At 67.9% G+C, this 23,933-nt stretch carries 25 protein-coding genes; 18 read left to right on the top strand and 7 right to left on the bottom strand.

From position 1 onward, the window contains the following. Positions 1 to 68 precede the first annotated feature (68 nt). The 4 genes from EV640_RS05100 to EV640_RS05115 all read left to right on the top strand — a co-directional run bounded on the left by EV640_RS05100 (position 69) and on the right by EV640_RS05115 (position 4,473). A complete protein-coding gene (locus tag EV640_RS05100) occupies positions 69 to 776 on the top strand; it encodes an ABC transporter ATP-binding protein (RefSeq protein WP_036476763.1) in 708 nt (235 codons plus the stop codon). After that, complete coding sequence (locus EV640_RS05105; protein WP_133725992.1) at positions 773 to 2,068, top strand: ABC transporter permease; 1,296 nt, start codon at positions 773 to 775, stop codon at positions 2,066 to 2,068. The genes EV640_RS05100 and EV640_RS05105 overlap by 4 nt, the downstream gene beginning before the upstream one ends. Before the next feature lie 58 nt (positions 2,069 to 2,126). Beyond that, positions 2,127 to 2,783, top strand: coding sequence for a hypothetical protein (locus EV640_RS05110; RefSeq protein WP_133725993.1), 657 nt, complete (start codon positions 2,127 to 2,129; stop codon positions 2,781 to 2,783). A gap of 196 nt (positions 2,784 to 2,979) precedes the next feature. Continuing rightward, entirely contained in the window at positions 2,980 to 4,473 is a 1,494-nt protein-coding gene (locus tag EV640_RS05115; protein ID WP_133725994.1) for an MFS transporter, read from the top strand. Here the strand turns inward: EV640_RS05115 and EV640_RS05120 are convergent. Then, positions 4,457 to 4,798 (bottom strand): hypothetical protein, encoded by a 342-nt coding sequence (locus tag EV640_RS05120; protein ID WP_133725995.1) that lies wholly within the window; start codon positions 4,796 to 4,798, stop codon positions 4,457 to 4,459. The two genes, EV640_RS05115 and EV640_RS05120, sit on opposite strands and share 17 nt — an antisense overlap. 165 nt (positions 4,799 to 4,963) lie before the next feature. Here EV640_RS05120 and EV640_RS05125 point away from each other — a divergent pair, with 165 nt between their 5' ends. The 4 genes from EV640_RS05125 to EV640_RS05140 all read left to right on the top strand — a co-directional run bounded on the left by EV640_RS05125 (position 4,964) and on the right by EV640_RS05140 (position 8,781). Further along, positions 4,964 to 5,599 (top strand): hypothetical protein, encoded by a 636-nt coding sequence (locus EV640_RS05125; protein WP_200869331.1) that lies wholly within the window; start codon positions 4,964 to 4,966, stop codon positions 5,597 to 5,599. 116 nt (positions 5,600 to 5,715) lie between these two features. Next, a complete protein-coding gene (locus EV640_RS05130) occupies positions 5,716 to 6,558 on the top strand; it encodes an exodeoxyribonuclease III (protein ID WP_036476928.1) in 843 nt (280 codons plus the stop codon). 35 nt (positions 6,559 to 6,593) lie between these two features. Then, a complete protein-coding gene (trpS, locus tag EV640_RS05135) occupies positions 6,594 to 7,640 on the top strand; it encodes a tryptophan--tRNA ligase (RefSeq protein ID WP_051501352.1) in 1,047 nt (348 codons plus the stop codon). A gap of 31 nt (positions 7,641 to 7,671) precedes the next feature. Further along, complete coding sequence (locus EV640_RS05140; protein WP_036476785.1) at positions 7,672 to 8,781, top strand: YihY/virulence factor BrkB family protein; 1,110 nt, start codon at positions 7,672 to 7,674, stop codon at positions 8,779 to 8,781. A 28-nt stretch (positions 8,782 to 8,809) separates the two neighbouring features. On the opposite strand, the gene EV640_RS05145 is transcribed toward EV640_RS05140, so the two are convergent. The 6 genes from EV640_RS05145 to sdhC all read right to left on the bottom strand — a co-directional run bounded on the left by EV640_RS05145 (position 8,810) and on the right by sdhC (position 13,454). After that, on the bottom strand, positions 8,810 to 9,064 hold the full coding sequence (locus EV640_RS05145; RefSeq protein WP_133725997.1) for a hypothetical protein: 255 nt from the start codon (positions 9,062 to 9,064) through the stop codon (positions 8,810 to 8,812). 40 nt (positions 9,065 to 9,104) lie between these two features. Continuing rightward, positions 9,105 to 9,740 (bottom strand): hypothetical protein, encoded by a 636-nt coding sequence (locus EV640_RS05150; protein ID WP_133725998.1) that lies wholly within the window; start codon positions 9,738 to 9,740, stop codon positions 9,105 to 9,107. Between the two features lie 166 nt (positions 9,741 to 9,906). Next, positions 9,907 to 10,695, bottom strand: a complete 789-nt coding sequence (locus EV640_RS05155; RefSeq protein WP_133725999.1) for a succinate dehydrogenase iron-sulfur subunit — start codon at positions 10,693 to 10,695, stop codon at positions 9,907 to 9,909. Continuing rightward, entirely contained in the window at positions 10,695 to 12,482 is a 1,788-nt protein-coding gene (gene sdhA / locus EV640_RS05160) for a succinate dehydrogenase flavoprotein subunit (protein ID WP_036476791.1), read from the bottom strand. The genes EV640_RS05155 and sdhA overlap by 1 nt, the downstream gene beginning before the upstream one ends. Positions 12,483 to 12,558: 76 nt before the next feature. Next, a complete protein-coding gene (locus EV640_RS05165) occupies positions 12,559 to 13,065 on the bottom strand; it encodes a succinate dehydrogenase hydrophobic membrane anchor subunit (RefSeq protein WP_051501354.1) in 507 nt (168 codons plus the stop codon). Between the two features lie 2 nt (positions 13,066 to 13,067). Continuing rightward, entirely contained in the window at positions 13,068 to 13,454 is a 387-nt protein-coding gene (gene sdhC / locus EV640_RS05170; protein WP_084479674.1) for a succinate dehydrogenase, cytochrome b556 subunit, read from the bottom strand. Positions 13,455 to 13,896: 442 nt separating this feature from the next. Between sdhC and EV640_RS05175 the strand changes: the two genes are divergently transcribed. The 10 genes from EV640_RS05175 (at position 13,897) to EV640_RS05220 (ending at position 23,927) form a co-directional block, all read left to right on the top strand. Next, positions 13,897 to 15,027, top strand: a complete 1,131-nt coding sequence (locus EV640_RS05175) for a mannose-1-phosphate guanylyltransferase (RefSeq protein ID WP_243832238.1) — start codon at positions 13,897 to 13,899, stop codon at positions 15,025 to 15,027. 19 nt (positions 15,028 to 15,046) lie between these two features. Continuing rightward, positions 15,047 to 16,264 carry an amidohydrolase gene (locus EV640_RS05180; RefSeq protein WP_133726084.1) on the top strand — a complete coding sequence of 406 codons (1,218 nt, stop codon included), beginning with the start codon at positions 15,047 to 15,049 and terminating at the stop codon, positions 16,262 to 16,264. A gap of 81 nt (positions 16,265 to 16,345) precedes the next feature. Further along, the gene (locus EV640_RS05185; protein WP_084479675.1) at positions 16,346 to 16,810 is read left to right on the top strand and encodes a cytidine deaminase; all 465 of its coding nucleotides are present in this window, start codon (positions 16,346 to 16,348) and stop codon (positions 16,808 to 16,810) included. Between the two features lie 11 nt (positions 16,811 to 16,821). Continuing rightward, positions 16,822 to 18,156, top strand: a complete 1,335-nt coding sequence (locus EV640_RS05190) for a thymidine phosphorylase (RefSeq protein WP_133726085.1) — start codon at positions 16,822 to 16,824, stop codon at positions 18,154 to 18,156. A 10-nt stretch (positions 18,157 to 18,166) separates the two neighbouring features. After that, positions 18,167 to 19,024 carry a DedA family protein gene (locus EV640_RS05195; protein ID WP_133726001.1) on the top strand — a complete coding sequence of 286 codons (858 nt, stop codon included), beginning with the start codon at positions 18,167 to 18,169 and terminating at the stop codon, positions 19,022 to 19,024. 59 nt (positions 19,025 to 19,083) lie between these two features. Next, positions 19,084 to 20,247 carry an adenosine deaminase gene (locus EV640_RS05200; protein ID WP_036476799.1) on the top strand — a complete coding sequence of 388 codons (1,164 nt, stop codon included), beginning with the start codon at positions 19,084 to 19,086 and terminating at the stop codon, positions 20,245 to 20,247. Beyond that, positions 20,244 to 21,011: a MazG nucleotide pyrophosphohydrolase domain-containing protein gene (locus tag EV640_RS05205; protein WP_243832240.1), complete on the top strand. Its 768-nt coding sequence runs from the start codon at positions 20,244 to 20,246 to the stop codon at positions 21,009 to 21,011. The genes EV640_RS05200 and EV640_RS05205 overlap by 4 nt, the downstream gene beginning before the upstream one ends. Positions 21,012 to 21,113: 102 nt before the next feature. Further along, positions 21,114 to 22,394, top strand: coding sequence for a phosphopyruvate hydratase (gene eno, locus EV640_RS05210; protein WP_133726002.1), 1,281 nt, complete (start codon positions 21,114 to 21,116; stop codon positions 22,392 to 22,394). 249 nt (positions 22,395 to 22,643) lie between these two features. Further along, positions 22,644 to 23,219: an FtsB family cell division protein gene (locus EV640_RS05215; RefSeq protein ID WP_133726003.1), complete on the top strand. Its 576-nt coding sequence runs from the start codon at positions 22,644 to 22,646 to the stop codon at positions 23,217 to 23,219. 57 nt (positions 23,220 to 23,276) lie between these two features. Beyond that, positions 23,277 to 23,927: a DUF501 domain-containing protein gene (locus tag EV640_RS05220; protein ID WP_133726004.1), complete on the top strand. Its 651-nt coding sequence runs from the start codon at positions 23,277 to 23,279 to the stop codon at positions 23,925 to 23,927. Positions 23,928 to 23,933: the final 6 nt, after the last annotated feature.

Below are 23,933 nucleotides of genomic sequence, written 5' to 3' on the forward strand. Positions count from 1 at the left end.
ACTTTTGGCTGCCAGGCGGCCTCGCAGCAGGTCTCCGCAGCACCTCCGAGCACGATGAAAGGTCATCAATGTCCACTCCTGTTCTCGAGACCGAGAACCTGGTCAAGGTCTATGGCAAGGGCGCCACCCGTTTCGACGCGCTCAAGGGCCTGACCTTCGAGATCCACGAGGGTGAATCCGTCGCCATCGTGGGGAAATCAGGTTCCGGCAAGTCCACCCTCATGCATCTGCTGGCGCTTCTCGATGAGCCGACCTCCGGCGTCGTCGCGCTGGGTGGTGAGCCGGTGACCGCGCTGAAGCCCAAGAAGGTCTCCCAGCTGCGCAATGACACCTTCGGTTTCGTCTTCCAGCAGTTCTTCCTCAACCCCAACCAGACGGTGCTGGAGAACATCACCCTGCCGCTGAAGATCGCGGGGATGGGCAAGTCCGAGCGCAACCGCCGCGGCATGGAGGTCCTGGAGCAGCTGGACATGGCCGACAAGGCCAAGAACAAGGCGACCAACCTCTCCGGCGGTCAGAAGCAGCGCGCCTGCATCGCCCGCGCGCTGGTCAACAAGCCCACGGTGCTCTTCGCCGATGAGCCCACCGGCAACCTCGACACGGTCACCTCAGAGATCGTCGAGGACATCCTCTTCGGGCTGCACCGGGATCATGGCATCACCCTGGTGGTCGTCACCCATGATGAGGACCTGGCCGCGAAATGCCAGCGCCGGCTGATGATGCAGGACGGCGAGATCGTCACCGAAGAGCACGGCGCCACGGGGGTGCACGCATGAGGTCAGTCGACGTCGCGCGCACCGCGCTGGGCAACACCTTCCGCTCCAAGCTGCGCACCGCCCTGACGGTGGTCGCCATCGTCATCGGTTCCTTCACGCTGACCCTGACCTCGGGTCTCGGCGCCGGTGTCAACAAGTATGTCGACACCGTCGTCGCCGGCTTCGGCGGCTCCTCGCAGATGTTCGTGATGAGTACCGGAGCCTCTGACGCAGAGCCCACCGATGGTCCGGCCGAATACGACCCCGAGGCCGCAGCGAGCACCGGTGGGATGTTCGGACCCGGCTCCGGCGGCGGGGTGCTCACCGACTCGGACATCGAGGAGATCGAGCAGATCGAGAACGTCTCCTCCGTGGACCCGATGGTCTTCGTCTCACCGGACTTCATCGAGACCCCCGACGGGGAGCGCTATGACATGGAGCTCGACGTGCCGGCCAATGCGCTGGGACTCGAGCTTGCGGCCGGAGAGGCCCCCGGCGAAGACGGCATGGAGCTCAGCATCCCGGAGGACTGGCTCACCATCTTCGACACCGAAGATGCCGAGCAGGTCATCGGGGAGACCGTCGAGATCGGCATCAGCAACGTGACCGGGGAACAGTCCACGGTGGAGGCCGAGATCGTCGGCGTCTCCGAGGAGGCGCTCTCCGGCATCGGCGCCACCCCCATGCCCTCCCGTGAGCTGAACCAGCAGCTCAACGAGCTCTCCATGGAGGGCTACGAGGGCCAGGCGCAGAACGCCTACACCATGGCGGTGGTCGATGTGGAGAACATCGAGGCCAGCGAGCAGGGCGTCAAGGACGCCCTGATCGATCAGGACCTCCTCGGACTGACCGTGGAGGACCAGATCGGTGCCGTCCAGGGCGTCATCGACGCGGTCTCCTGGGTGCTCTCCGGCTTCGGCCTGATCGCGCTGCTCGCGGCAAGCTTCGGCATCGTGAACACGTTGCTGATGTCGGTGCAGGAACGCACCCGAGAGATCGGCCTGATGAAGGCGCTGGGCATGTCCAGCGGGAAGGTCTTCGGACTCTTCTCCATGGAGGCCGTGGTCATCGGCATCCTGGGCTCGGTCATCGGTGTGGTGCTCGGACTCGGAGCCGGACTCGTCGGCAACGCCTGGCTCACCGGTGAAGGCGGCCCGCTGGGCGCGGTGGCCGGACTGACGCTCTTCGCGGTGGATCCGTTGGCGATCGCCGGGATCACCGCGCTGATCGTGTTCATCGCCTTCCTCGCCGGCACGCTGCCGGCGGCGCGAGCGGCGAAGAAGGACCCGATCGAGGCGCTTCGCTACGAGTGAGACCGGCCAACCGGGCCTAGAGTGATTCGTGAACACAAGCAATGAACAAGGAGTCGACATGAGCAATCCTCCCTACGGAGACCAGCCCGGCGGCCAGCCCGGCGGTTACGGGAACAACCCGTCCGGCGGCTACGGCGGCAACCCCTCCGGCGGTTACGGCGGCCAGCCCGGCCAGCCCGGCCAGCCCGGCGGCTACGGCGAGGCCGCGTCGAAGTACGGCACCGATCCGTACGCGCCGGGCAGCTACGGCGGACCGGTCGCAGAGCCCAAGAAGTACAGCCTGCTCAAGACGCTGACTCTGGTCTCGCTGGCGATCTACGTGGTGAGCGCGCTGCCTGGCCTGTTCCTCAGCGATGACGCAACCCGACAAGAGATGATCACCGGCATGGAGCAGCAGGGGATGACCGCGGCCGAGGCGGCCGAGGCTGCGGACCTGTTCGGAGGGCTGCTGACCGGCTTCATCTGGGTCAGCCTCATCGTGGGCATCGGGCTGTACCTGCTGGTCTTCTTCGGACTCAAGAAGAACAAGAACTGGGCGCGGATCACCGGCATCGTCTTCGCGATCCTGGGCATCGTGTTCACGCTGATCGGCGTCATCGGCGCCGACCCGCTGACCCTGGTGCTCGTGCTGGCCCACGTGGGCGTCGCCGCCTATTGGCTGGTGCTGGCGTTCAGCACCGAGGTCAAGAGCTACCTGGCCCAGTTCCGCCGGTAGTCACAGTTCGGCCGTCAGTTACAGCGCGGCCGCGAGTCACAGTTCGGGCGGTAGTCATCGCCTGGTCCTACGGGGGCGCTCCTTCACGGGGCGCCCCCCGTTGTGCGACAGGGGCCCGTCATGGCAGCCTCGCGGCGGCGTCATGCGGCCGGTCACAGGACGCGCCGGGGTGGGGCGACGGGGATAAGGTGAGCTGGTGAACCAGACCTCACCCACGGGCAGCTCGCGACGGATGATGACGGCGATGTTCCTGCCGCTGTTCGCGGCGCTGCTGAGCATCAGCATCGTCAACGTCGCTCTTCCCGCCATCGAGGAGAGCCTCAGCGCCACCTCAGCGGATCTCCAGTGGGTGCTCTCCGGCTACGCGCTGGCCTTCGGCATGGCACTGGTCCCTGCCGGCCGCGCAGGAGACCTCTGGGGCCGACGCGGTCTCTTCATGTTCGGGGTGGCGCTCTTCGGGGTCGCCTCCCTGGGGGCCGCGCTGGCGATGAACCCGCTGGTGCTCAACATCGCGCGGGTCTTCATGGGATTCGCCGCCGGCGTGCTGACCCCGCAGATCATCGGCATGATCCAGCGGCTGTTCGCCGGACCCGCCCGCGGGCGGGCCTACGGGATGATGGGCACCATCATCGGGGTCGCCGTGGCTGCCGGGCCGGCGCTGGGCGGGCTGATCATCGACACCACCGGGTCAGACCTCGGCTGGCGGATGACCTTCCTGATCAACGTCCCAGTCACGACCGTCGCGCTGATCGCCATCGTGCGGTGGCTGCCGAAGAACTTGGACGACGCCGAGCCGGCCGGTCAGGCGGACCTCGAGCGCCTGCCCGAGGTCACCGCATCGGCAGCGCCGGCCCGTGGCCTCGCCCGGCTGGACCCGCTGGGTGTGGTGCTGCTCAGCATCGCGGTGCTGCTGCTGATGCTGCCCTTCATCGCGTTCCGCAGCCCGCTCGGCGGGCTTCTGGCCGTCGCCGGGCTGGGCGTTCTGGTGCTCTGGGCGCTCTGGGAGCGCCGGCTCGGGCGCCGCGATGCAGCTGCCCCGATGGTCAACCTGGAGCTGTTCACGCTGCCCAGCTACACGCTGAATTCGCTGGTGCTGGGCCTCTACTTCGCCGGCATGCCGGCGACCTGGGCGGTGGTGGCGGTCTACGTGCAGCAGGGCCGCGGCGAGGGTGCGCTGATCGCGGGGCTGGTCACGCTGCCCAGCGCCGTGATGGTCATGCTGCTCTCCTCACGGGTAGGCCGCGCGGTGGAGTGCAAGGGCCCCCGGATGCTGGTCAGCGGGACCATCGCCGGCGTCGTCGCGATGCTCTCCCTGGCCGGCGCCGCCGCACTGATGGTGACCGACTACGGGTCGCTGTGGCTGATCGGGGCCGCGCTGGCCGTCGTCGGGCTCTCCCAGGCGTTGATCATTCCCAGCGCACAGACGCTCTCGATGCGTGAGGTCCCCGAGGTGATGGCGGGCGCCGCCGGGGGAGTGGCGCAGACGGCCCAGCGAGTGTTCACCGCGATCGGGATCGCCGTGGTCACCGGGATCTACTTCTCGATCAGCGCCGAGGCGGGCCACCAGGCAGCGATCGTGACCAGCTCGCTGGTGATCGCCGGACTGATGCTGACCTCCGTGGCGGCGGCGCTCTTCGCCGCCCGACGCGCTCGGCAGGCGGTTCAATCTCAGGTCAGCTCAGGCGAGTGACCGCCCGAAGATCCTTGCCGGTCACATACGCGGGGGCGTCAGTGAAGATCTCGGCGCGCTCGGGGGAGTCTTCCCAGGCCCGCTCCGCCTCCGCGAACTCCTCACGGTCGCCGAAACGGCTGACGAACCAGGTCAGCTCGTCCTTGCCGTCGGAGAGCCAGATCGACTCCACCGTGAATCCACGCTCCTCCCGGGCCGGGATGACCCGCTTGGTCAGGAAGCTGACGAACTCATCCGCCAGCGCCGGGTCCAGCGTGTAGCGCCGCATGAAAGTGGTGCGCTCGGGTGCATCCGCGGGGCGGGGAGTCTCGGGTAGTGCGGCCATCAGGTCCTCCTGGATCGTTGGGACAGCTCGGGACACGTTCTCTGCCATCCTAGGAGACCCGGCCTGCACCTGGTGGAGCAGGTTTCGCACGGTCTCGGGCAGCCGACCTGCGCGGCACAGGGCGCGATTCGCCATCGGAGCGTGATCACAGGGATAATCAGGCGCATGAGTTCTCAGCAGTCACTGCCCACAGGTGGCGCATCTGGTGCGCAGGAAACCCTCAGGAACTTCGGCCGGAGGACCTCCGGCATCAGCTTCGCGGTGATGATCACCGTGCTGCTGGTGGCGCTGATCTTCGCCGCCAACCAGAACGACGTGATCGGCTGGATCATCGCCGTCATCGCCGGCGGCTGGCTGCTGCTGGCCACCGTTCTGGTGATCTCGGTGCGCTCCGGGGCCAAGAAGTTCGGCCAGACCCTGGACTCCGCGCGCGCCGACGCCGCCTCCCGGCGTGCCGACACGCTCGGGGGCACCGCGGTGGTCGACGAGGACACCCACGCACGGAACCTGAAGCTCGACCACTCCTTCAAGATCGTCCAGGTGCAGAAACGGGTGATCACCCAGGAGCTCGGCAAAGCCGAAGAGGCGGACCTGGCCATGGTGGAGCGGGCGCTGGACACCATCGAGATGACCGCCGGCAACGGTCGCGACATGCTCGCCGAGCACGTCGGCCGCGGCAGCCGTGATGCCGGGCAGGAGTCCGGCGGCGAGCCCGGCGAGCAGCGTGGCGACCAGACGCGCCGCGCGAAGAAGCGCAACAACAACGACGACGAGCCGATCACCGGCGAGATCGTCAACTGAGAGGACCCGACGTGACCGAGACTTCCACAGGGACAGCCACGACCACCGGTGCAGCGACTTCACACGGCGCAGTGAGCTCCGCGGAGGCACCAGACTTCGGTGAGCACCCGCACCGCATCATCGACCCCAAGCCTGCCGGGAAGACCCGGATCGCCTCGGTCAATGTCAACGGGATCCGCGCCGCGCACCGCAAGGGCATGGGCGAATGGCTGGCCGAGCGCGAGATCGACATCCTCGCGCTCCAAGAGGTCCGCGCCAACGAGGAGATCCTCACCAAGCTGGTCACCGATATGACCGAACCCATGGGTGAGGCCTGGCACGTCCACGAGTACGAGGCCGCCGACAAGGGCCGGGCCGGCGTCGCGATCATTTCGCGCAGCGCCCCCATCGCCACCCGCAACGGGATCGGCGAAGGCCACCCCGAGGACGAGGGCCGCTGGATCGAAGCCGACTACGCCCTAGGGGACGGCTCCACGCTGACCGTGGTCAGCGTCTACGTGCACTCCGGCGAGGTGGGAACGGCCAAGCAGGAGCACAAGATGCGGTTCCTGCAGTACATGAGCGAGTACCTCCCGACTCTGGCCGGGCGCACCGATCATCTGCTGGTCATGGGTGATCTGAACGTGGGTCACCGTGAGCTCGACATCAAGAACTGGAAGGGCAATGTGAAGAACTCCGGCTTCCTGCCCGAAGAGCGCGCCTACTTCGACCAGTACTTCCAGGACCTCGGCTACGTGGACGTCGCGCGTTCCCTGGCCGGCGAGGTCGAGGGGCCCTACACCTGGTGGTCCTACCGCGGGAAGGCCTTCGACAACGACACCGGCTGGCGGATCGACTACCACATGGCGACCGCGGGCCTGGCCGAGCTGGCCGGAAACCTGCGCGTGGACCGGGCGCAGGACTATTCGCTGCGCTGGTCTGATCACGCCCCGCTGGTCGTGGACTACCAGCTGCCTTGACCCCGGCTTCACGCCTGGCGCTTGACGCTTGGCGCGTGACCCTGAACTCTGCCCGACGACACGAAGGAACTGCTGTGACTGAGCGCGTACTCTCCGGGATGCAGCCCTCGGCTGACTCCCTGCACCTGGGCAACTACCTGGGAGCGCTGGTCAACTGGGTGAAGATGCAGGAACGCTACGACGCGTTCTTCTTCATCCCAGACATGCACGCGATCACCGTCCCTCAGGACCCGGCCGAGCTGCGCACCCGGGTGCGCCGCACCGCCGCCCAGTACCTCGCGGGGGGCCTCGACGTCGAACGCTCCACGGTGTTCGTGCAGTCCCACGTGCCGGAACACGCGCAGCTGGGATGGATCATGACCTGCCTGACCGGGATGGGCGAGGCCGCGCGGATGACCCAGTTCAAGGACAAGTCCGCCCGGCAGGGCGCCGACGCGGCCGGCGTCGGACTTTTCACCTACCCGATGCTGCAGGCGGCTGACATCCTGCTGTACCAGCCGCACGGGGTGCCGGTGGGGCATGACCAGAAGCAGCATGTGGAGCTCTCCCGCAACCTGGCTCAGCGCTTCAACCACCGCTACGGGGAGACCTTCCGAGTCCCGGAGCCGCTGATCCCGGAGACCGGGGCCCGGATCTATGACCTGCAGAATCCCACCGCGAAGATGTCCAAGTCCGCCACCTCCCCGGCCGGGCTGCTGAACCTGATGGACACCGATAAGCAGATCGCGAAGAAGATCAAGTCTGCCGTGACCGACGACGGCGCCGAGATCCGTTTCGACCAGGCCGAGAAGCCAGGGGTCTCGAACCTGCTGAGCATCTACTCCGCGCTCACCGACCGCCCGGTGCAGCAGATCGTCGAGGAGTATCAGGGCCGGATGTATGGCCACCTGAAGGTGGAGCTGGCCGAGGTGGTGGTGGCGAAGCTCGGCCCGATCCGCGACCGCACCGAGGAGCTGCTCCAGGATCCGGCGCAGCTCGACGCCCTGCTGGCCACCGGTGCCGCGAAGGCGCGGGCCGTGGCGGGGGAGACCCTCGCACAGGTCTATGACAGGATCGGTTTCCTCCCAGCGAGCCCGCAGTGAGCCTGCGCGGGAGCCGCGCGGGGAGCCCCGGGTGAGTGAGAACCCCTCCAGGCTGCGCCCGCGGACCGGCGGGCATGGACTGATCGCCGGTCACGCGCGAGCTGCCGCGAAGGCGATGAACGACCGCGAGGAAGTCTCGGGGATGGTCAACCCGCTTGACCTCGAGGGGCTGCGCCGTCGCGAGGTCAAGGCGCGGCGCGCCTGGGGCCACGCCCGCCGGGAGGGACGCGGACGGGCATCGATGTTCGGTCTGACCCTCTTCTGGGGGCTCACCCGGCTCGACACCACCCGCGGGATGCGGATCCTGAATCTCTTCCTGTTCCACTACGGCACGGTGATGGCCGCCGGCGCGGCCTACATGATGTTCTTCTCGGTCTCCGCGGCGCTGGTGGCGGGATTCTCCGTGGCGGGCCTGGTCATCGGCGGGGACCAGGAGCTGCAGGACACCATCGTGGCGCTGACCAACGACGCGCTGCCCGGGGTGATCGGCGAGGACGGGCTCGCCACGCAGGAACAGCTCTTCGACACCGAAGGCTTCGGGCTCACGCTCGTGGTCTCGCTGCTGGTCGCTGCCGTGGCCTCGCTGAGCTGGATCAACGGCCTGCGCTCCGGTATCAGGAGCATCTTTGACCGTCCGCTCATGGACGAGAACGTGGTGGTGGTCAAGACCCGGGACCTCGGTGTGATGCTGCTGCTGGGCACGATGCTGCTGGCCGCCACGGCGACCAGCCTGATCTCGGAGTCCGTGCTGGACTTCAGCGAAGGCGTGCTGGGCTGGAACCTGAACGTGCTTCAGGGACTGGTCGGCACCGTGATCACGCTCGCCGTCCCGCTGATCCTGGATGTGCTGGTCGCGGTCCTGATCTTCCGGGTGGCCTCACGCGTGGTGATGCCGGTCTCGGTGCTGTGGCGTGCGGCGCTGCTCGCCGCCGTCGGCTCCTCGGTGCTGCGTCACCTCTCCACCTTCCTGCTCAGCGGGGTCGAGGGCGGGAACCTGATCGTGTCCTCCTTCGCCACGGTGCTGGGCTTCTTCATCTACTTCTTCCTGCTCAGCCTGATCTACCTGCTCTGCGCGTCCTGGGCCGCGCTGGCCACCGACGCCCGCAGCCGCCGACTGGGACCCGTGGCAGCCGCCCGCTGATCCGGCACTGGGCAGGTACTGGGGCGTGTCAGCGCCGGACAGTGCGGGGGAAGAGCGAATCGACCACGTGGCGAGCCGCATCCCGGGGCTGGCCCGACCAGGGGAAGTGGTGCATCGAGACCATCGGGCTGGCGTTGATCTCCAGCACCGAGGGGGCGTGGACGTCGCTCTCGCCGCGGGGCAGGAGCACATCGAATCCGACGATCCTCAGACCGAGCAGCGCCCGGGAGGCCCGTTCCACGAGTTCTCGCTCCTCGTCTCGGATCTCCTCGGTGGCATCCACCGCATCGCCTCCGGTGTGCAGATTCGAGGTGCTCAGCAGGTTAGATGCGCTGCTCCGCGTCCGGGACCGAGTCGGGCCGGTAGCCGTGTCGCTGAAGATACTCCCGAGCGACCGCGTCGAGGATCAGATCCTTCTGGATCGGGCCGCGGTCGCGGTTCTTCGCCGCGACCAGGTCACTGATGCTGGTCCTCCCGTCGCCCAGCACGCTGGCCGGCCGGCGCCGTGTGGCCGCGACCAGGGTTCCCTCCTCGACCAGGCAACGATGCTCCACCCCGGTGTAGAACTCCTCCACCAGGACCTGGCTGCTCACTGCGGCGACGCGACGGAAGGCGCGGTGGAACTCGTCCTCGGTCTGGAGGCCGGCATGGACGTTCTCTCCCTGCCTGGCGTTGTGCGGATTGACCACGCTCTGGCTGAAGGGAGAGGCCCAGGCCCAGGCGCGGGCCGATTCGGAGCCGGTGAAGACCGCGTTCTCCGGGGCGCTGATCTTGAGGTCGCGGAAGAGCCTGCTGGCCACGTCCTTATAGGAGGCGATCTTCTTGACCAGGTCGTCGTTGTGGTTCGTGCTCCCGACCGCCCCGGTGCGCGAGCGGCCCTGGTGCTCAAGCACCATCCGGCGGCTGGTGGCGGCCTTGCGCACGGTGATGCCGCGCTCCAGCGCCTCCGCGGCGACCACGATGTTCGTGAGGTTCCTGCCCCCACCCCGACGTCGCTCAGATGTGGGGCCGCCCGGTCGTATCTGTCCATGACCTGACCTGACCGCTTCCAGGAGTGGGATGAAAAAGAGGTGGGGCGGCGGGCGCATCGATCGCGCCCGCCGCCCCACCTCGTGACCCGCGGGACTACATGCTGCGGGTCAGCACCGCACGCTTGACCTCTTGGATGGCCTTGGTGACCTCGATGCCGCGCGGGCAGGCGTCGGTGCAGTTGAAGGTGGTGCGGCAGCGCCACACGCCCTCTTTGTCGTTGAGGATCTCCAGGCGCATATCGCCGGCGTCGTCGCGGGAGTCGAAGATGAACCGGTGCGCATTGACGATCGCTGCGGGACCGAAGTACTGCCCATCGGTCCAGAAGACCGGGCAGGAGGAGGTGCAGGCGGCGCAGAGGATGCATTTGGTGGTGTCGTCGAAGCGCTCACGCTCCTCGGGGGACTGGATCCGCTCACCGGTCGGTGCCGGGGAGTTGTTCACCATGAAGGGCATGATCTCGCGATAGGACTGGAAGAACGGCTCCATGTCCACGATCAGGTCCTTCTCCACAGGCAGACCCTTGATCGGCTCGACCAGGACCGGCTTGGAGGTGTCCAGGTCTTTGAGCAGCACCTTGCAGGCCAGGCGGTTGCGACCGTTGATGCGCATGGCATCCGAGCCGCAGACGCCGTGGGCGCAGGAGCGGCGGAACGTGAGTGAGCCGTCGATCTCCCACTTGACCTTGTGCAGCGCGTCGAGCACACGGTCGGTGCCGTACATGGTGACGGTCCATTCATCCCAGCGCGCCTCGTCGGAGAACTCCGGGTCGTAGCGGCGCACCTGGAGGGTCACGTCGAAGCTGGGGATCTCGCCTCCGCCCCCGCTCTCCTTCATGTCGATCTTGGAGGCGGGCTCTGCGGCTTCTTTGGTGGGAGTGCTCATCAGTACTTACGCTCCATCGGCTCGTAACGGGTGAAGACGACCGGTTTGGTGTCGGCGCGGATGCCGTTGGTGCCGTCGGTCGAGGACTCGGGGTCCAGGTACATCATCGAGTGGAGCATGAAGTTCTCATCGTCACGCTCCGGGAAGTCCTCGCGGTAGTGTCCGCCGCGGGACTCCTTGCGGTGCAGGGCTGCCACGGTCATGACCTCGGCCATGTCGAGCAGGAAGCCGAGCTCCACTGCCTCGAGCAGATCGAGGTTGAAGCGCTTGCCCTTGTCCTGGATCTGCACGTTCTTATAGCGGAGGCGCAGATCAGCGATCACCGCGAGGGCTTCCTTGATGGTCTCCTCGGAGCGGAACACCTGCATGTTCGCGTCCATGGTCTCCTGCAGCTCGGTGCGCAGCGTCGACGTGCGCTCACCACCGGTGGAGGCGCGCATCGCATTGAGCTGGTTCTCGGTGAAGGCCGTCGGGTTCTCGGGGATATCGACGAACTCTGCTGTGGCGGCATATTCGGCGGCGGCCAGGCCGGCGCGCTTGCCGAACACGTTGATGTCCAGCAGAGAGTTGGTGCCCAAGCGGTTGGAGCCGTGCACCGAGACGCAGGCGACCTCTCCGGCGGCGTAGAGACCAGGAACGACGGTGTCGTTGTCCTGCAGGACCTCGGCATTGACGTTGGTCGGCACCCCGCCCATGGCGTAGTGACAGGTCGGGAACACCGGCACCGGCTCGGTGTAGGGCTCCACACCGAGGTAGGTGCGGGCGAACTCGGTGATATCGGGAAGCTTCGCATCGATGTGCGCGGGCTCCAGGTGGGTCAGGTCCAGCAGCACATAGTCCTTGTTCGGACCCGCGCCACGGCCCTCACGGACCTCGTTGGCCATCGACCGGGCGACGATGTCACGCGGGGCGAGGTCCTTGATCGTGGGGGCATAGCGCTCCATGAAGCGTTCGCCCTCGGAGTTGCGCAGGATCGCGCCCTCGCCGCGAGCGGCCTCGGAGAGCAGGATCCCCAGACCCGCCAGACCGGTGGGGTGGAACTGCACGAACTCCATGTCCTCCAGCGGGATGCCGGCCCGGTAGGCCAGCGCCATGCCGTCGGCGGTCAGGGTGTGTGCGTTGGAGGTGGTCTTGAAGATCTTGCCCAGACCGCCGGTGGCGAAGACCACGGACTTGGCCTGGAAGACGTGGATCTCGCCGTTGGCCAGGTCATAGGAGACGACGCCGGCGGTCTTCTTCTGCATGTAGGTGGTGCCGTCTTCACGGGTCACCTCTTCGTCCACGGTGAGCAGATCCAGCACGTAGTACTCGTTGTAGAACTCGACGTTGTGCTTCACGCAGTTCTGATACAGCGTCTGCAGGATCATGTGACCGGTGCGGTCAGCGGCGTAGCAGGCGCGGCGCACGGCGGCCTTGCCGTGATCGCGAGTGTGCCCGCCGAAGCGACGCTGGTCGATCTTGCCCTCGGGGGTGCGGTTGAAGGGCAGACCCATCTTCTCCAGGTCCAGCACGGCGTCGATGGCCTCCTTGGCCATGACCTCAGCTGCGTCCTGGTCCACCAGGTAGTCCCCGCCCTTGACCGTGTCAAAGGTGTGCCACTCCCAGTTGTCCTCTTCGACGTTGGCCAGTGCGGCGCACATGCCGCCCTGGGCCGCGCCGGTGTGGGACCGGGTGGGGTAGAGCTTGGTCAGCACCGCGGTGTGTGCGCGCTGGCCGGACTCGATGGCCGCGCGCATTCCCGCGCCGCCCGCGCCGACGATGACGACGTCGTACTTGTGAACCTGCATCAGCTTGTGGCTCTCTTTTCTTGTTCGGAAGCATGAGAACGCGCAGATGTGCGCACCGGGTCATCCCCGGGGTGCATCAGACGTTCTGGCAGAAGGAGGGGGAGGACTCGAGCAGCTGGCCGGAGCTGTCGAGCAGGCAGGGCTCGAAGGTGAAGATGACCATGGTGCCGAGCACGATGATCACGATCACCGAGAGATACAGGATGGACTTCAGCCACATCCGCGTGGAGTCCTTCTCCGCGTAGTCGTTGATGATCGTGCGCATGCCGTTGCCGCCGTGCAGCATCGCCAGCCAGAGCATCGCCAGGTCCCAGAACTGCCAGACCGGGTTCGCCCACTTGCCGGCCACGAAGCCGAAGTCGATCTGGTGGATGCCCTCGCCGACCAGCAGGTTCACCGTGAGGTGAACGAAGATCAGGACCACCAGGGCGGCGCCGGAGACGCGCATGAAGACCCAGGCCGCCATCTCGAAGCTGCCGGACTTCGAGGAGCCGCTGCGCAGGTACTTGGGATCGATCCGCCCGGAGCGGGGGGCCTCGATGCCCTGGGCGGGCAGGAGGGCGTCAGATTTTGTGGTGGTCATTTTCAGAACCCTCCCCAGCCGTCAAGGAACAGCATCAAGTGGCGGACGGTGAAGCCGATCATGGTGATGACCCAGAGGCCCATCACGGTCCACAGCATCTGACGGTGGTAGCGGGTGCCCTGGGACCAGAAGTCCACCAGGATGATCCGCAGTCCGTTGAATGCGTGGAAGACGATCGCACCGACCAGGCCGATCTCACCGACGATCATGATCGGGTTCTTATACGCGCCGATCACCGCGTCATAGGCCTCTGGCGAGACACGCACGAGAGATGTGTCGAGTACGTGGACCAGGAGGAAGAAGAAGATCCCGACACCCGTGATTCGGTGTCCTACCCAGGACCACATACCTTCCCGGCCCTTATAGAGGGTGCCTTTTGTCTGCGTCACCTGTTGTTACCTCCCTGCATCGTTGCATGGCGTTCCGCGCCGCACAGTTACGTACGTTTCTACTTCGCTGCGGCGGTGCGGAATCCGTGACGCCGGCGCGAGTCTGTTGTCAGTTACCAGACTAGAGCACCGCGGGGGCCGATGCGGCTCGTGGTGCCTGCCGGGAGGCATTGTTGCGCCGCCGAGCAGAGACCTGATCCAGGCTCGGAGGCGAAATGACAGTCCGCACCAAATGACTTCTACAGCGTGTAGAAAAGTCGCAATGTGGGGACGCAATTCCGAAATGGCCCGGCCGGTCCCCCGGAGCGGACTCTGCTGCCCTCCTGGAGAGGCCTGCGGAGCCTGCGCCGCTGGCCTGAACCCTGCGCCGCTGGGCGGGCCCTGCGCCGCGCGCGCTGCGCGGCTGATCGAGCCCGGTGGCGGATGGGTCTACCCTGGTGAAGTGACTTCTCAGGCAGCCTTGGACAAGTTCTATACCGTGATCCCCGCCGGCGGGGTGGGCACGCGGCTCTGGCCGCTCTCCCGAGCCAGCGCCCCCAAATTCCTCCACGACCTCACCGGCTCCGGCACCACCCTGATCCGCGGCACCTACGAGCGGCTCGCCCCGCTGACCGGCCGACGCGTGATGGTGGTCACCGGCGAGTCCCACCGCGAGGCTGTGCGGGTTCAGATCCCCGAGCTCGATGCGAGCGACCTCGTGCTGGAGTCCGAGCCCAAGGATTCAGCGGCCGCCATCGGCCTGGCCGCAGCCATCCTGCACCGACGTGACCCCGAGATCATCATGGGCTCCTTCGCTGCGGACCAGGTCATCGCCCCGGTGGAGATCTTCCAGCAGGCGGTGCGCGAGGCCGTGGCCACGGCCGCGACCGGCAAGATCGTCACCATCGGGATCGCGCCGACCCACCCCTCCATGGGCTTCGGCTACATCCGCCGCGGCGCTCCGCTGCAGGTCGATGGCGCACCGATCGAGGGCGCCCCGAATGCGCGGGAGGTTGCAGAGTTCGTCGAGAAGCCGGGCCAGGAGCTCGCCGAGAAGTACGTCGCCTCCGGGGAGTACCTCTGGAACGCTGGAATGTTCGTGGCCCCGGTCGCGCTGCTGCTGGATCACCTGGCCCGCGCAGAACCGGTGCTGCACGCGGGGCTCACCGAGATCGCGGCCGCCTGGGGAACTCCCGATCAGGCGGAGGTCACCGCGCGGGTCTGGCCCGAGCTTCCCAAGATCGCCATTGACTACGCGGTGGCCGAGCCCGCCGCGGCCGCCGGGGACGTCGCCGTGATTCCCGGGAACTTCACCTGGGACGACGTCGGAGACTTCGCCGCGATCGCCCGGCTGAACCCTGCGCGTGAGCAGGAGTCGATGACCGTGCTGGGGGAGAAGGCCCGGGTGTACTCGGACCAGTCCTCCGGCGTCGTCGTCTCGGACACCCAGCGGGTGGTCGCCCTGATCGGCGTGGAGAACATCGTGGTGGTCGACACCCCGGATGCGCTGCTGGTGACCACCACCGATCACGCGCAGTCGGTGAAGCAGGCCGTCGAGGCACTGCGGGCGCAGGGAGAATCCGATGTCCTCTGAGCCGGATCGCCCCGTCGTGATGCTCAAGGCCGCGCATGCCTCGGCCGACGCGGTGGTCCAGGACCTGGAAGCCACGCTCATCGAGATGCGCCGGGACCTGCACGCCCACCCAGAGCTTTCCTGGAAGGAAGAGCGCACCACCGAGCGGCTCGCCGCGGCCCTGCGTGCGGCCGGGCTGGAGCCGGAGCTCATGCCCGAGACCACCGGGCTCTACGTGGACATCGGTGCCGGGGAGTTCGCCGCCGGGTTCCGCGGGGACATCGACGCGCTGCCGGTCCAGGAGCTCACCGAGCTGCCCTTCGCCTCGACCCACGCCGGCGTCACCCACGCCTGCGGCCACGACATCCACACCACGATCGCACTCGGAGTCGCGCTGAGCCTGCAGCGGCTGCACCAGCAGCGGATCGAGGACGGCGACCCGGCGGGCCTGGGCGCCAAGGTCCGGGTGATCTTCCAACCGGCCGAGGAGACCATGCCCGGAGGCGCCCTGGAGATGGTGCGCCAGAACGTGCTCGCACCGCTGCCCCGGATCTTCGCGCTGCACTGCGACCCCCGCATCGAGGTCGGACTGATCGGGACCCGCATCGGGGCCATCACCTCCGCCGCCGACGTGGTGCGGATCAATGTCACCGGACGCGGCGGACACACCTCCCGGCCACACCTGACCGAGGACATGGTCTCCGCCCTGGCCCACATCGCCTCCACGGTCCCGGCGGTGCTCTCCCGCCGGGTGGACGTGCGCTCCGCGGTCTCGCTGGTCTGGGGTCAGATCGAGGCCGGAAGCGCGCACAACGCCATCCCCGCCCACGGCACACTGGTCGGGACCATGCGAATCCTCGACGCCGAGGCCTGGCGCGACGCCGGGGCGCTCCTGGATGAGACCGTCGAGCAGGTCGCGGCGCCATGGGGCGTGGACGTAGAGCTGGAGCACATCCGCGGCGTGCCCCCGGTGATCAACAACGAGCGCGAGACCGCCCTGCTGGAGCGTGCGGGCCGCGAGGTGCTCGGTGCCGAGGGCCTGGAGCTGGCCCCGCAGTCCATGGGCGGGGAGGACTTCGCCTGGATGACCCAGGAGCTCCCCGGCGCCATGTTCCGGCTGGGGACCAAGACCCCGGGCGGCATCGACTTCGACCTGCACCGCGGGGACTATGTCCCCGATGAGCGGTGCATCGGCTACGGCACCAAGATCATGGTGACCACAGCGCTCAGCGCGATCAACGAGCTCCGCCGGGCCTAGCGCACAGCAGCCGGGGCTCGACGCGCCTGCGCCTGAGTGATTGGCACTCGGGCCCCCGCGTGGCCTCGTAGGATGTCCCCTATGACTCAGGACGATGACTTTCTGACCGGACGCATCGCACGGATCCCCGCGCCGGACCACGCCGCCGACTGGGAGCGCCTCACCACTCAGGCCCGGATCGCGATGACCCGGGCCTACGTGCCCTACTCGGACTATCCGGTGGGCGCCGCGGCGCTGCTCGAGGACGGAACGATCATCTCCGGCTGCAACGTGGAGAACGCCTCCTACGGGCTCACCCTCTGCGCCGAGTGCACCATGATCGGTGCCCTGCAGATGGCGGGCGGCGGCAAGATCGTGGCGTTCACCTGCGTCAACCGGCAGGGCGAATACATCACGCCCTGCGGCCGCTGCCGGCAGCTGCTGCTGGAGTTCTCCGCCCCCACCATGCACGTGCGCACCGCGCGGGGCACCACCACCCTGGACGCGCTGCTGCCGGAATCCTTCGGTCCTCGCGATCTTGAGACCAACGACTTGGAGATGCGATGACCGCTGCCGGCATGACCTACGACCGCTCGGCCCACGACGCCGTGGAACTGATCCGGCTCAAACGTGACCACGGACGGCTCTCCCAGGACCAGATCCAATGGATCATCGCCGCGTACACCGATGGGTTCGTCGGCGATGAGCAGATGTCGGCGCTGGCCATGGCGATCCTGCTCAACGGGATGACCCGTCAGGAGATCGGGCACTGGACCGCCGCGATGATCGCCTCTGGCGAGCGGATGGACTTCTCCTCCCTGCGCACACCCGAGGGCGCGCGTCGGCTCACCGCCGATAAGCACTCCACCGGGGGAGTCGGCGACAAGATCACGCTCCCGCTGGCCCCGCTGGTCGCCAGCTTCGGCGTGCCCGTCCCGCAGCTCTCCGGCCGCGGTCTCGGCCACACCGGTGGAACCCTGGACAAGCTCGAAGCCATCGCCGGCTGGCAGGCGGATCTGAGCAACGAGGCTCTGCTGCGCCAGCTCGACGAGGTCAACGCCGTGATCTGCGCCGCGGGCCCGGGGCTGGCCCCGGCGGACAAGAAGCTCTACGCGCTGCGCGACGTCACCGGCACGGTGGAGGCGATCCCGCTGATCGCCTCCTCGATCATGTCCAAGAAGATCGCCGAGGGCACCGACGCCCTGGTGCTCGATGTGAAGGCCGGCTCCGGTGCGTTCATGAAGTCCCGCGCAGACGCCGAGGAGCTGGCCCGCACCATGGTCGCCCTGGGCACCGATGCCGGCGTGAAGACCTCCGCGCTGCTCACCGACATGGACACCCCGCTGGGGCTCACTGCAGGCAACGCCATCGAGATCGAAGAATCGGTGGAGGTGCTCGCCGGGGGCGGGCCCGGCGACGTCGTCGAGCTCACCGTGGCGCTGGCGCAGGAGATGCTCACCGCCGTGGGCATCACCGGGGTGGACCCGGCGGAGAACCTGCGCAACGGACGCGCGATGGACTCCTGGCGCCGAATGATCTCCGCGCAGAGCGGTGACCCCGACGCGGCCCTGCCGCAGGCGGTGCACAGTCACACGATCCACGCCGGGGTCTCCGGCACCGTGACCCGGATGGATGCGATGGCCGTGGGGCTCGCCGCCTGGCGGCTGGGCGCAGGTCGGGCGCGGAAGCAGGACTCCGTGCAGGCTGGAGCCGGGGTGCGGATGCACGCCAAGCCCGGGGACCGCATCACCGAAGGTCAGCCGCTGTTCACCCTGCTCACCGATGACGAGCACCGGATCGTTCGGGCGCAGCAGTCGCTGGAGCGCGCCGTGGACGTCGACGTCGATTCCGGCCCGCACGAGACGCCTGATCTGGTCTTCGGCCGCATCAGTGCGGCAGACCTGACCGACTGAGGCCACGCGGATGCGCCCGGGGGAGCTCCTTGACGTCATCAACCAGACCATCCTGGAAGCCGCTTCCGGATGGTGGACGCTGGTGGGCCTGTTCGTGCTCTGCGTGGTCGACGGGTTCTTCCCGGTGGTGCCCTCAGACTCGCTGGTGATCGGCCTGGGCTCGCTCGCCAACGAGCCCGGCACCCCGTTCCTGCTCTGGGTGATCCTGGTGGCCGCCTCCGGAGCCCTGCTCGGAGACTTCATCGCCTACCGGATCGGGCGCGCGATCGGCCCGATGCGCTTCGGATGGATGCGCCGTCCCACCCCCCAGCGCACGCTGATCTGGGCACGTCACGAGCTGGACAAGCGCGGAGTGCTGTTGATCTTCGTCGGCCGGTTCATCCCCGGAGCCCGGGTGGCGATCAACTTCGTCGCCGGCACCACCGGGTTCTCGCTCCGTCGGTTCCTGGTGATCGATGCGATCGCCTCCCTGGTCTGGGCCTCCTACTCGGTGGGGATCGGCGCGATCAGCGCGAACATCTTCGACTCGGTGCTGGTGGCGATGACGGTCTCGATCGCCGGGGCGGTGCTGCTGGGCTGGATCTTCGACCGGATCTTCCGGCTGCTGACCCGCTGGCTGGACCGCAAGGGCGTCCACCTGGACCCCGAGGGGTACTTCGACACGGCGGCGCTGCCCGTGGAACCCCCGCTGCGGCTGCACCGCGACCGGGCGGATCATGACCGGCACCGCGACGGGGGCCCACGCGGGGACCGTGACAGAGGCCGGGACACAGGCCGTGACACAGGCCGTGACACAGGCCGTGACGGGGGCTACCGCGGAGGTCAGGACGAGGACCGCGACGCCGACCAGGAGCATCCCCGCCGCTGAGCTGCCCGCGCAGAACCACCCGGGCGACTTCCGTCCGTCTCCTCGATAGACTCGGCGTCATGACTTCTACCGCCGCTGACCTCCGCACCGCCGCCGCCAAGCTCGAAGAGCAGCTGCGCAACCTGCCCAAGGTCTCCCTGCACGATCACCTGGACGGCTCGCTGCGCCCAGCGACGTTGATCGAGCTGGCCGCCGAGATCGGTCACGACCTCCCCAGCCAGGACGCCGAGGAGCTCGCCGAGCGCTTTCGGCAGAACGCGAACTCCGGCTCGCTGGAGAAGTACCTGGAGGCCTTCGCGCACACCACCGCCGTGATGCAGACCGCGCCGAACCTGCGCCGGGTCGCGAAGGAGTACGTCGAAGACCTGGCCGCGGACGGCATCATCTACTCCGAGGTCCGCTGGGCTCCCGAGCAGCACCAGACGCAGGGCCTGAGCCTGGATGAGGCCGTCGAGGCGGTCCAGGAGGGGCTGAACCAGGGCATGGAGACCGTCGCCGAGCAGGACGGCGTCATCGTCGTCGGCCAGCTGGTCTCCGCGATGCGCCAGTCCGACCGTGCCGATGAGATCGTCGAGGTCGCGCTGCGCCACCGGGACAAGGGTGTGGTCGGCTTCGACATCGCCGGGCCTGAGGCGGGATTCCCGCCCAGCCGCTTCGCCGATGCGTTCACCCGGCTCGCCACCGAGATGCTTCCCACCACCGTCCACGCCGGCGAGGGCGACGGCATCGAGTCCGTGCGCGACGCGCTGGTCTCGGGCCGCGCGCAGCGCCTGGGCCACGGCGTCCGCGTCGCCGAGGACATCAGCGTCATCGAGACCCAGCCCGACTCCGAGGATGACCTCGAGGCCGGAGAAGAGGTCTTCCAGGTCGAGCTCGGCCCGGTGGCCCGCTGGGTCCGCGACCGCCAGATCCACCTCGAGGTCAGCCCCACCTCCAACCTGCAGACCGGCGCGATCGCCGGCTTCGCCCAGGGCGAGTCGCCGGAGCTCAGCGATCACCCCTTCGACATGCTCTACCAGCTGGGCTTCAACGTCGGGGTCAACACGGACAACCGCCTGGTCTCCGGGGTGACCCTCTCCGGAGAGCTCGCGCTGATCGCCAGCACCTTCGACTACGGCCTGGGTGAGCTCGCCGATTTCCAGATCAACGCGCTGGAGTCCTCCTTCCTCGGTCACGAGGAGCGCGAGGCACTGGCCGGCATGATCCTCGAAGCCTGGCAGTGAGCCCCAGGCCCAGCGACCAGTCCGGGCCCACCCGCAGCGACCAGCTTGAGCCCAGCGACCAGTCCGGGCCCCGCCCCACGGGGGAGGACCAGATCGCGTTGTTGCGCTGGGTCATCGCCCGGCTGCGCGAGCACTGCCCCTGGACCTCCCAGCTGACCCACGAGGATCTCACCGAATACCTCGTGGAAGAGGCCTACGAGGTGCTCGAGGAGATCGAGGCCGGCAGCCTCGACGAAGGCCTGCGCAAGGAGATGGGGGACCTGCTGTTCCAGATCGCGCTGCATGCTCAGCTGGCCCAGGAGCGCGGCAGCTTCGACCTCGACGGGGTGGCCCAAGCCATCACCGCGAAGCTGGTCCGGCGCAGCCCGCATGTCTTCACCGCGGAGGGCCGCCTGGACGTGGACCCCCACGCGAGCATCGAGCAGGTCGAAGCCGCCTGGACCCGGATCAAGGCCGAGGAGAAGGCTCTGGAGAATCCGGCGCCGGCGGGCGCAGCACCAGCGGCACCGGTCGACGACGGCGGCCTCTCCGCCGTCGTCGGCTCGCTGCCGGCGCACCTGCCGGCACTGGCCAGGGCCGCGAAGCTCATCGACCGGCTCGGCCGGGAGCCCGATGAACATCTCCCCAATTCTGAATCGGCCACGCTGGCGGCGGCTGACGAGGCGGAGCTCGGTGAACTACTGTTTGCTGTGGTGCGGACCGCACGCGCGAACGGCCAGGACCCGGAGCGCGCGCTGCGCAGCCACCTGAACCGCATGGCCTGAGCGAGAAGCTCAACAGCTCGATCCCCAAGGCACCGGCGCAAGGGCGCGCTCGGCACATCCGAAAAGTTTCCCACTGAATGAACAACAAGGAGCCGACAGAATATGTCTCTTATCGTCAGCGTGTACGGCCGCGAAATCCTCGACTCACGAGGCAACCCGACCGTGGAGGTCGATGTCCTCCTCGAGGACGGCAGCTTCGGCCAGGCCGCAGTCCCCTCCGGCGCCTCCACCGGTGCCTTCGAAGCCGCTGAACGTCGCGACGGTGACAAGGACCGTTACCTCGGCAAGGGCGTCACCGGCGCCGTGGGCGCCGTGAACGACGTCATCGCCGCCGCCCTGGAAGGACAGGACGCCACCGAGCAGCGGATCATCGACCAGATTCTGCTCGATCTCGACGGCACCGAGAACAAGAGCTCGCTCGGCGCCAACGCGATCCTCGGCGTCTCCCTGGCCGTGGCCAAGGCCGCCGCAGACGCCTCCGACCTGCCGCTGTACAAGTACCTCGGCGGCCCCAACGCGCACCTGCTGCCCGTGCCGATGATGAACATCCTCAACGGCGGCTCCCACGCGGACTCCAACGTCGACATCCAGGAGTTCATGATCGCCCCGATCGGCGCGGCCACCTTCTCCGAGGCGCTGCGCGCCGGCGTGGAGGTCTACCACTCGCTGAAGGCGCTGCTGAAGGAGAAGGGCCTGGCCACCGGGCTGGGTGACGAGGGCGGCTTCGCCCCGAACCTCACGTCCAACCGTGCGGCTCTGGACCTGATCACCGAGGCGATCCAGCGCGCCAACTACACCCCGGGCAAGGACATCGCCCTGGCCCTGGACGTGGCGGCCAGCGAGTTCTACGCCGACGGCGTCTACACCTTCGAGGGCGAGTCCCGGACTCCGGAGCAGATGAGCACCTACTACGCCGAGCTGGTCGAGGCCTACCCGCTGGTCTCCATCGAGGACCCGCTGGATGAGGACGACTGGGCCGGCTGGAAGAACCTCACTGATCAGATCGGGGCCAAGGTCCAGCTGGTCGGCGACGACCTCTTCGTCACCAATCCGGACCGGCTGGCCAAGGGCATCGCGGCAGACACGGCGAACTCGCTGCTGGTGAAGGTCAACCAGATCGGTTCGCTCACCGAGACCCTCGACGCGGTCTCGCTGGCTCAGCGCAGCCGCTACACCACGATGATCTCCCACCGCTCCGGGGAGACTGAGGACACCACCATCGCGGACATCGCGGTGGCCACGAACTCGGGTCAGATCAAGACCGGCGCCCCGGCTCGCTCCGAGCGCGTGGCCAAGTACAACCAGCTGCTGCGCATCGAAGAGGAGCTCGGCGACGCCGCACGCTACGCCGGAGCCTCGGTGTTCCCGCGCTTCACCGCATAGCCGCAGGGATCTTCGACGCCGGTGAGTGATACGGGGCGTCATGGGTGCGGGTCCTGGTCTTAGGACACAGGTTCCGCTCCCATGGCGCCCCGTCGGCTTTCCCGGCCTGCTGGCCTTCCCAGCCTGTCGGCGGGTGAACTCCGCCATGCTCGGTCTTCTCGCGTGTCAGATTCCAGCCGCGAGGCGCACGGCAGATATCCTCAGAAGCCACGCCTACTTCCCCTCTTCCCCGCAAGGCGGTGACATATCGTGCCGAGCAGACGTGCCTCCTCAGCGGAGGTCAAGGCGCGCGCGGCCCAGGCCCGTCGGCTGGCCGAACGCGAGCAGGTCTCCGGAGAGATCCGGACCCCTGCGGACATCACAGCACGCCGCAAGACGCGCACCTCGGCCTCAGCCTCCGCTGGGTCGGTGAAGACCCCGGTCAGCGCCGCCACGACGGTCCCTGAGCGGACCTTCCCAGGCCGGATGATCCTGTTGAGCATCGTGGTCCTGGTCGTGATCTCCTTCCTGGTCCCCACCGTGAACAGCTTCTTCCAGCAGCGCTCGGAACTCAACGAGCTTGAGTCTCAGATCGCCGCCGAGCAGCAGGAACAGGCCCAGCTGCAATCGGAGCTGGTGCGCTGGGACGATCCGGACTTCGTCCGCCAGCAGGCCCGGGAGCGGATCAACCTGGTCATGCCGGGGGAGCGCCGCTACCAGGTCATGGGTGAGCCCGGAGCGAGCACCGATGACGTCGAGCAGCTGGACTCCGCCGAGGTCCGCCACGACCTCCCCTGGGCCGAGGCCCTCTGGGACTCCCTGGTCCGCTCCGCCGCAGAGGACTGAGTCGACTCGCCGCGGACTGGGCCGACCGGCCGAGGCGGTGGAGTAAACTCGGCTCCCGTGAACTCGACTACCCCCCACCCCAGCGATCTGGACACCCTGAGCCTTCAGCTGCGCAGGCCAGTGCGCGACGTCGTCGAGATCCCCGCACGCTGCACCTGCGGAAACCCCCTGGTGGCAGCCACGGCGCCACGGCTGAGCAACGGGATTCCGTTCCCGACCACCTTCTACCTGACCCATCCGGCCGCGACCGCCGCCGTCTCCCGGCTCGAGGCCTCAGGACTCATGGCCGAGATGAGCCAGCGGCTGAGCGCCGACGCCGACTTCGCCGCGGCCCACCGTGGAGCCCACGAGAACTACCTCGCCGAGCGGGAACGGCTGCGCGGCGTCGCCGGACTGGACCCGGTCTGGGAGATCGAAGGCATCAGCGCCGGCGGGATGCCTGATCGGGTCAAGTGTCTGCATGTGCTCGTCGGGCACTCGCTGGCGGTGGGACCCGGCATCAACCCGCTCGGTGACGAGGCGTTGGAACGCATCGCCGAGGAGTTCACCCCGCAGATCTGCATCTGTGCCACCTCCTGGGATCACGAGGCTGCGGTCCCGCAGCGTGATCTGAGCCGGCACGTGCGCCGCCGGAACCAGGGATTCGCCCGCACGCAGGACGCGGACGCGCAGGACCGGGTCTCGCAGGACCCCGAAGAGACCGCATAGAGTGCT

Source organism: Nesterenkonia aurantiaca (assembly GCF_004364585.1).
GTDB classification, from domain to species: Bacteria; Actinomycetota; Actinomycetes; order Actinomycetales; family Micrococcaceae; genus Nesterenkonia; species Nesterenkonia aurantiaca.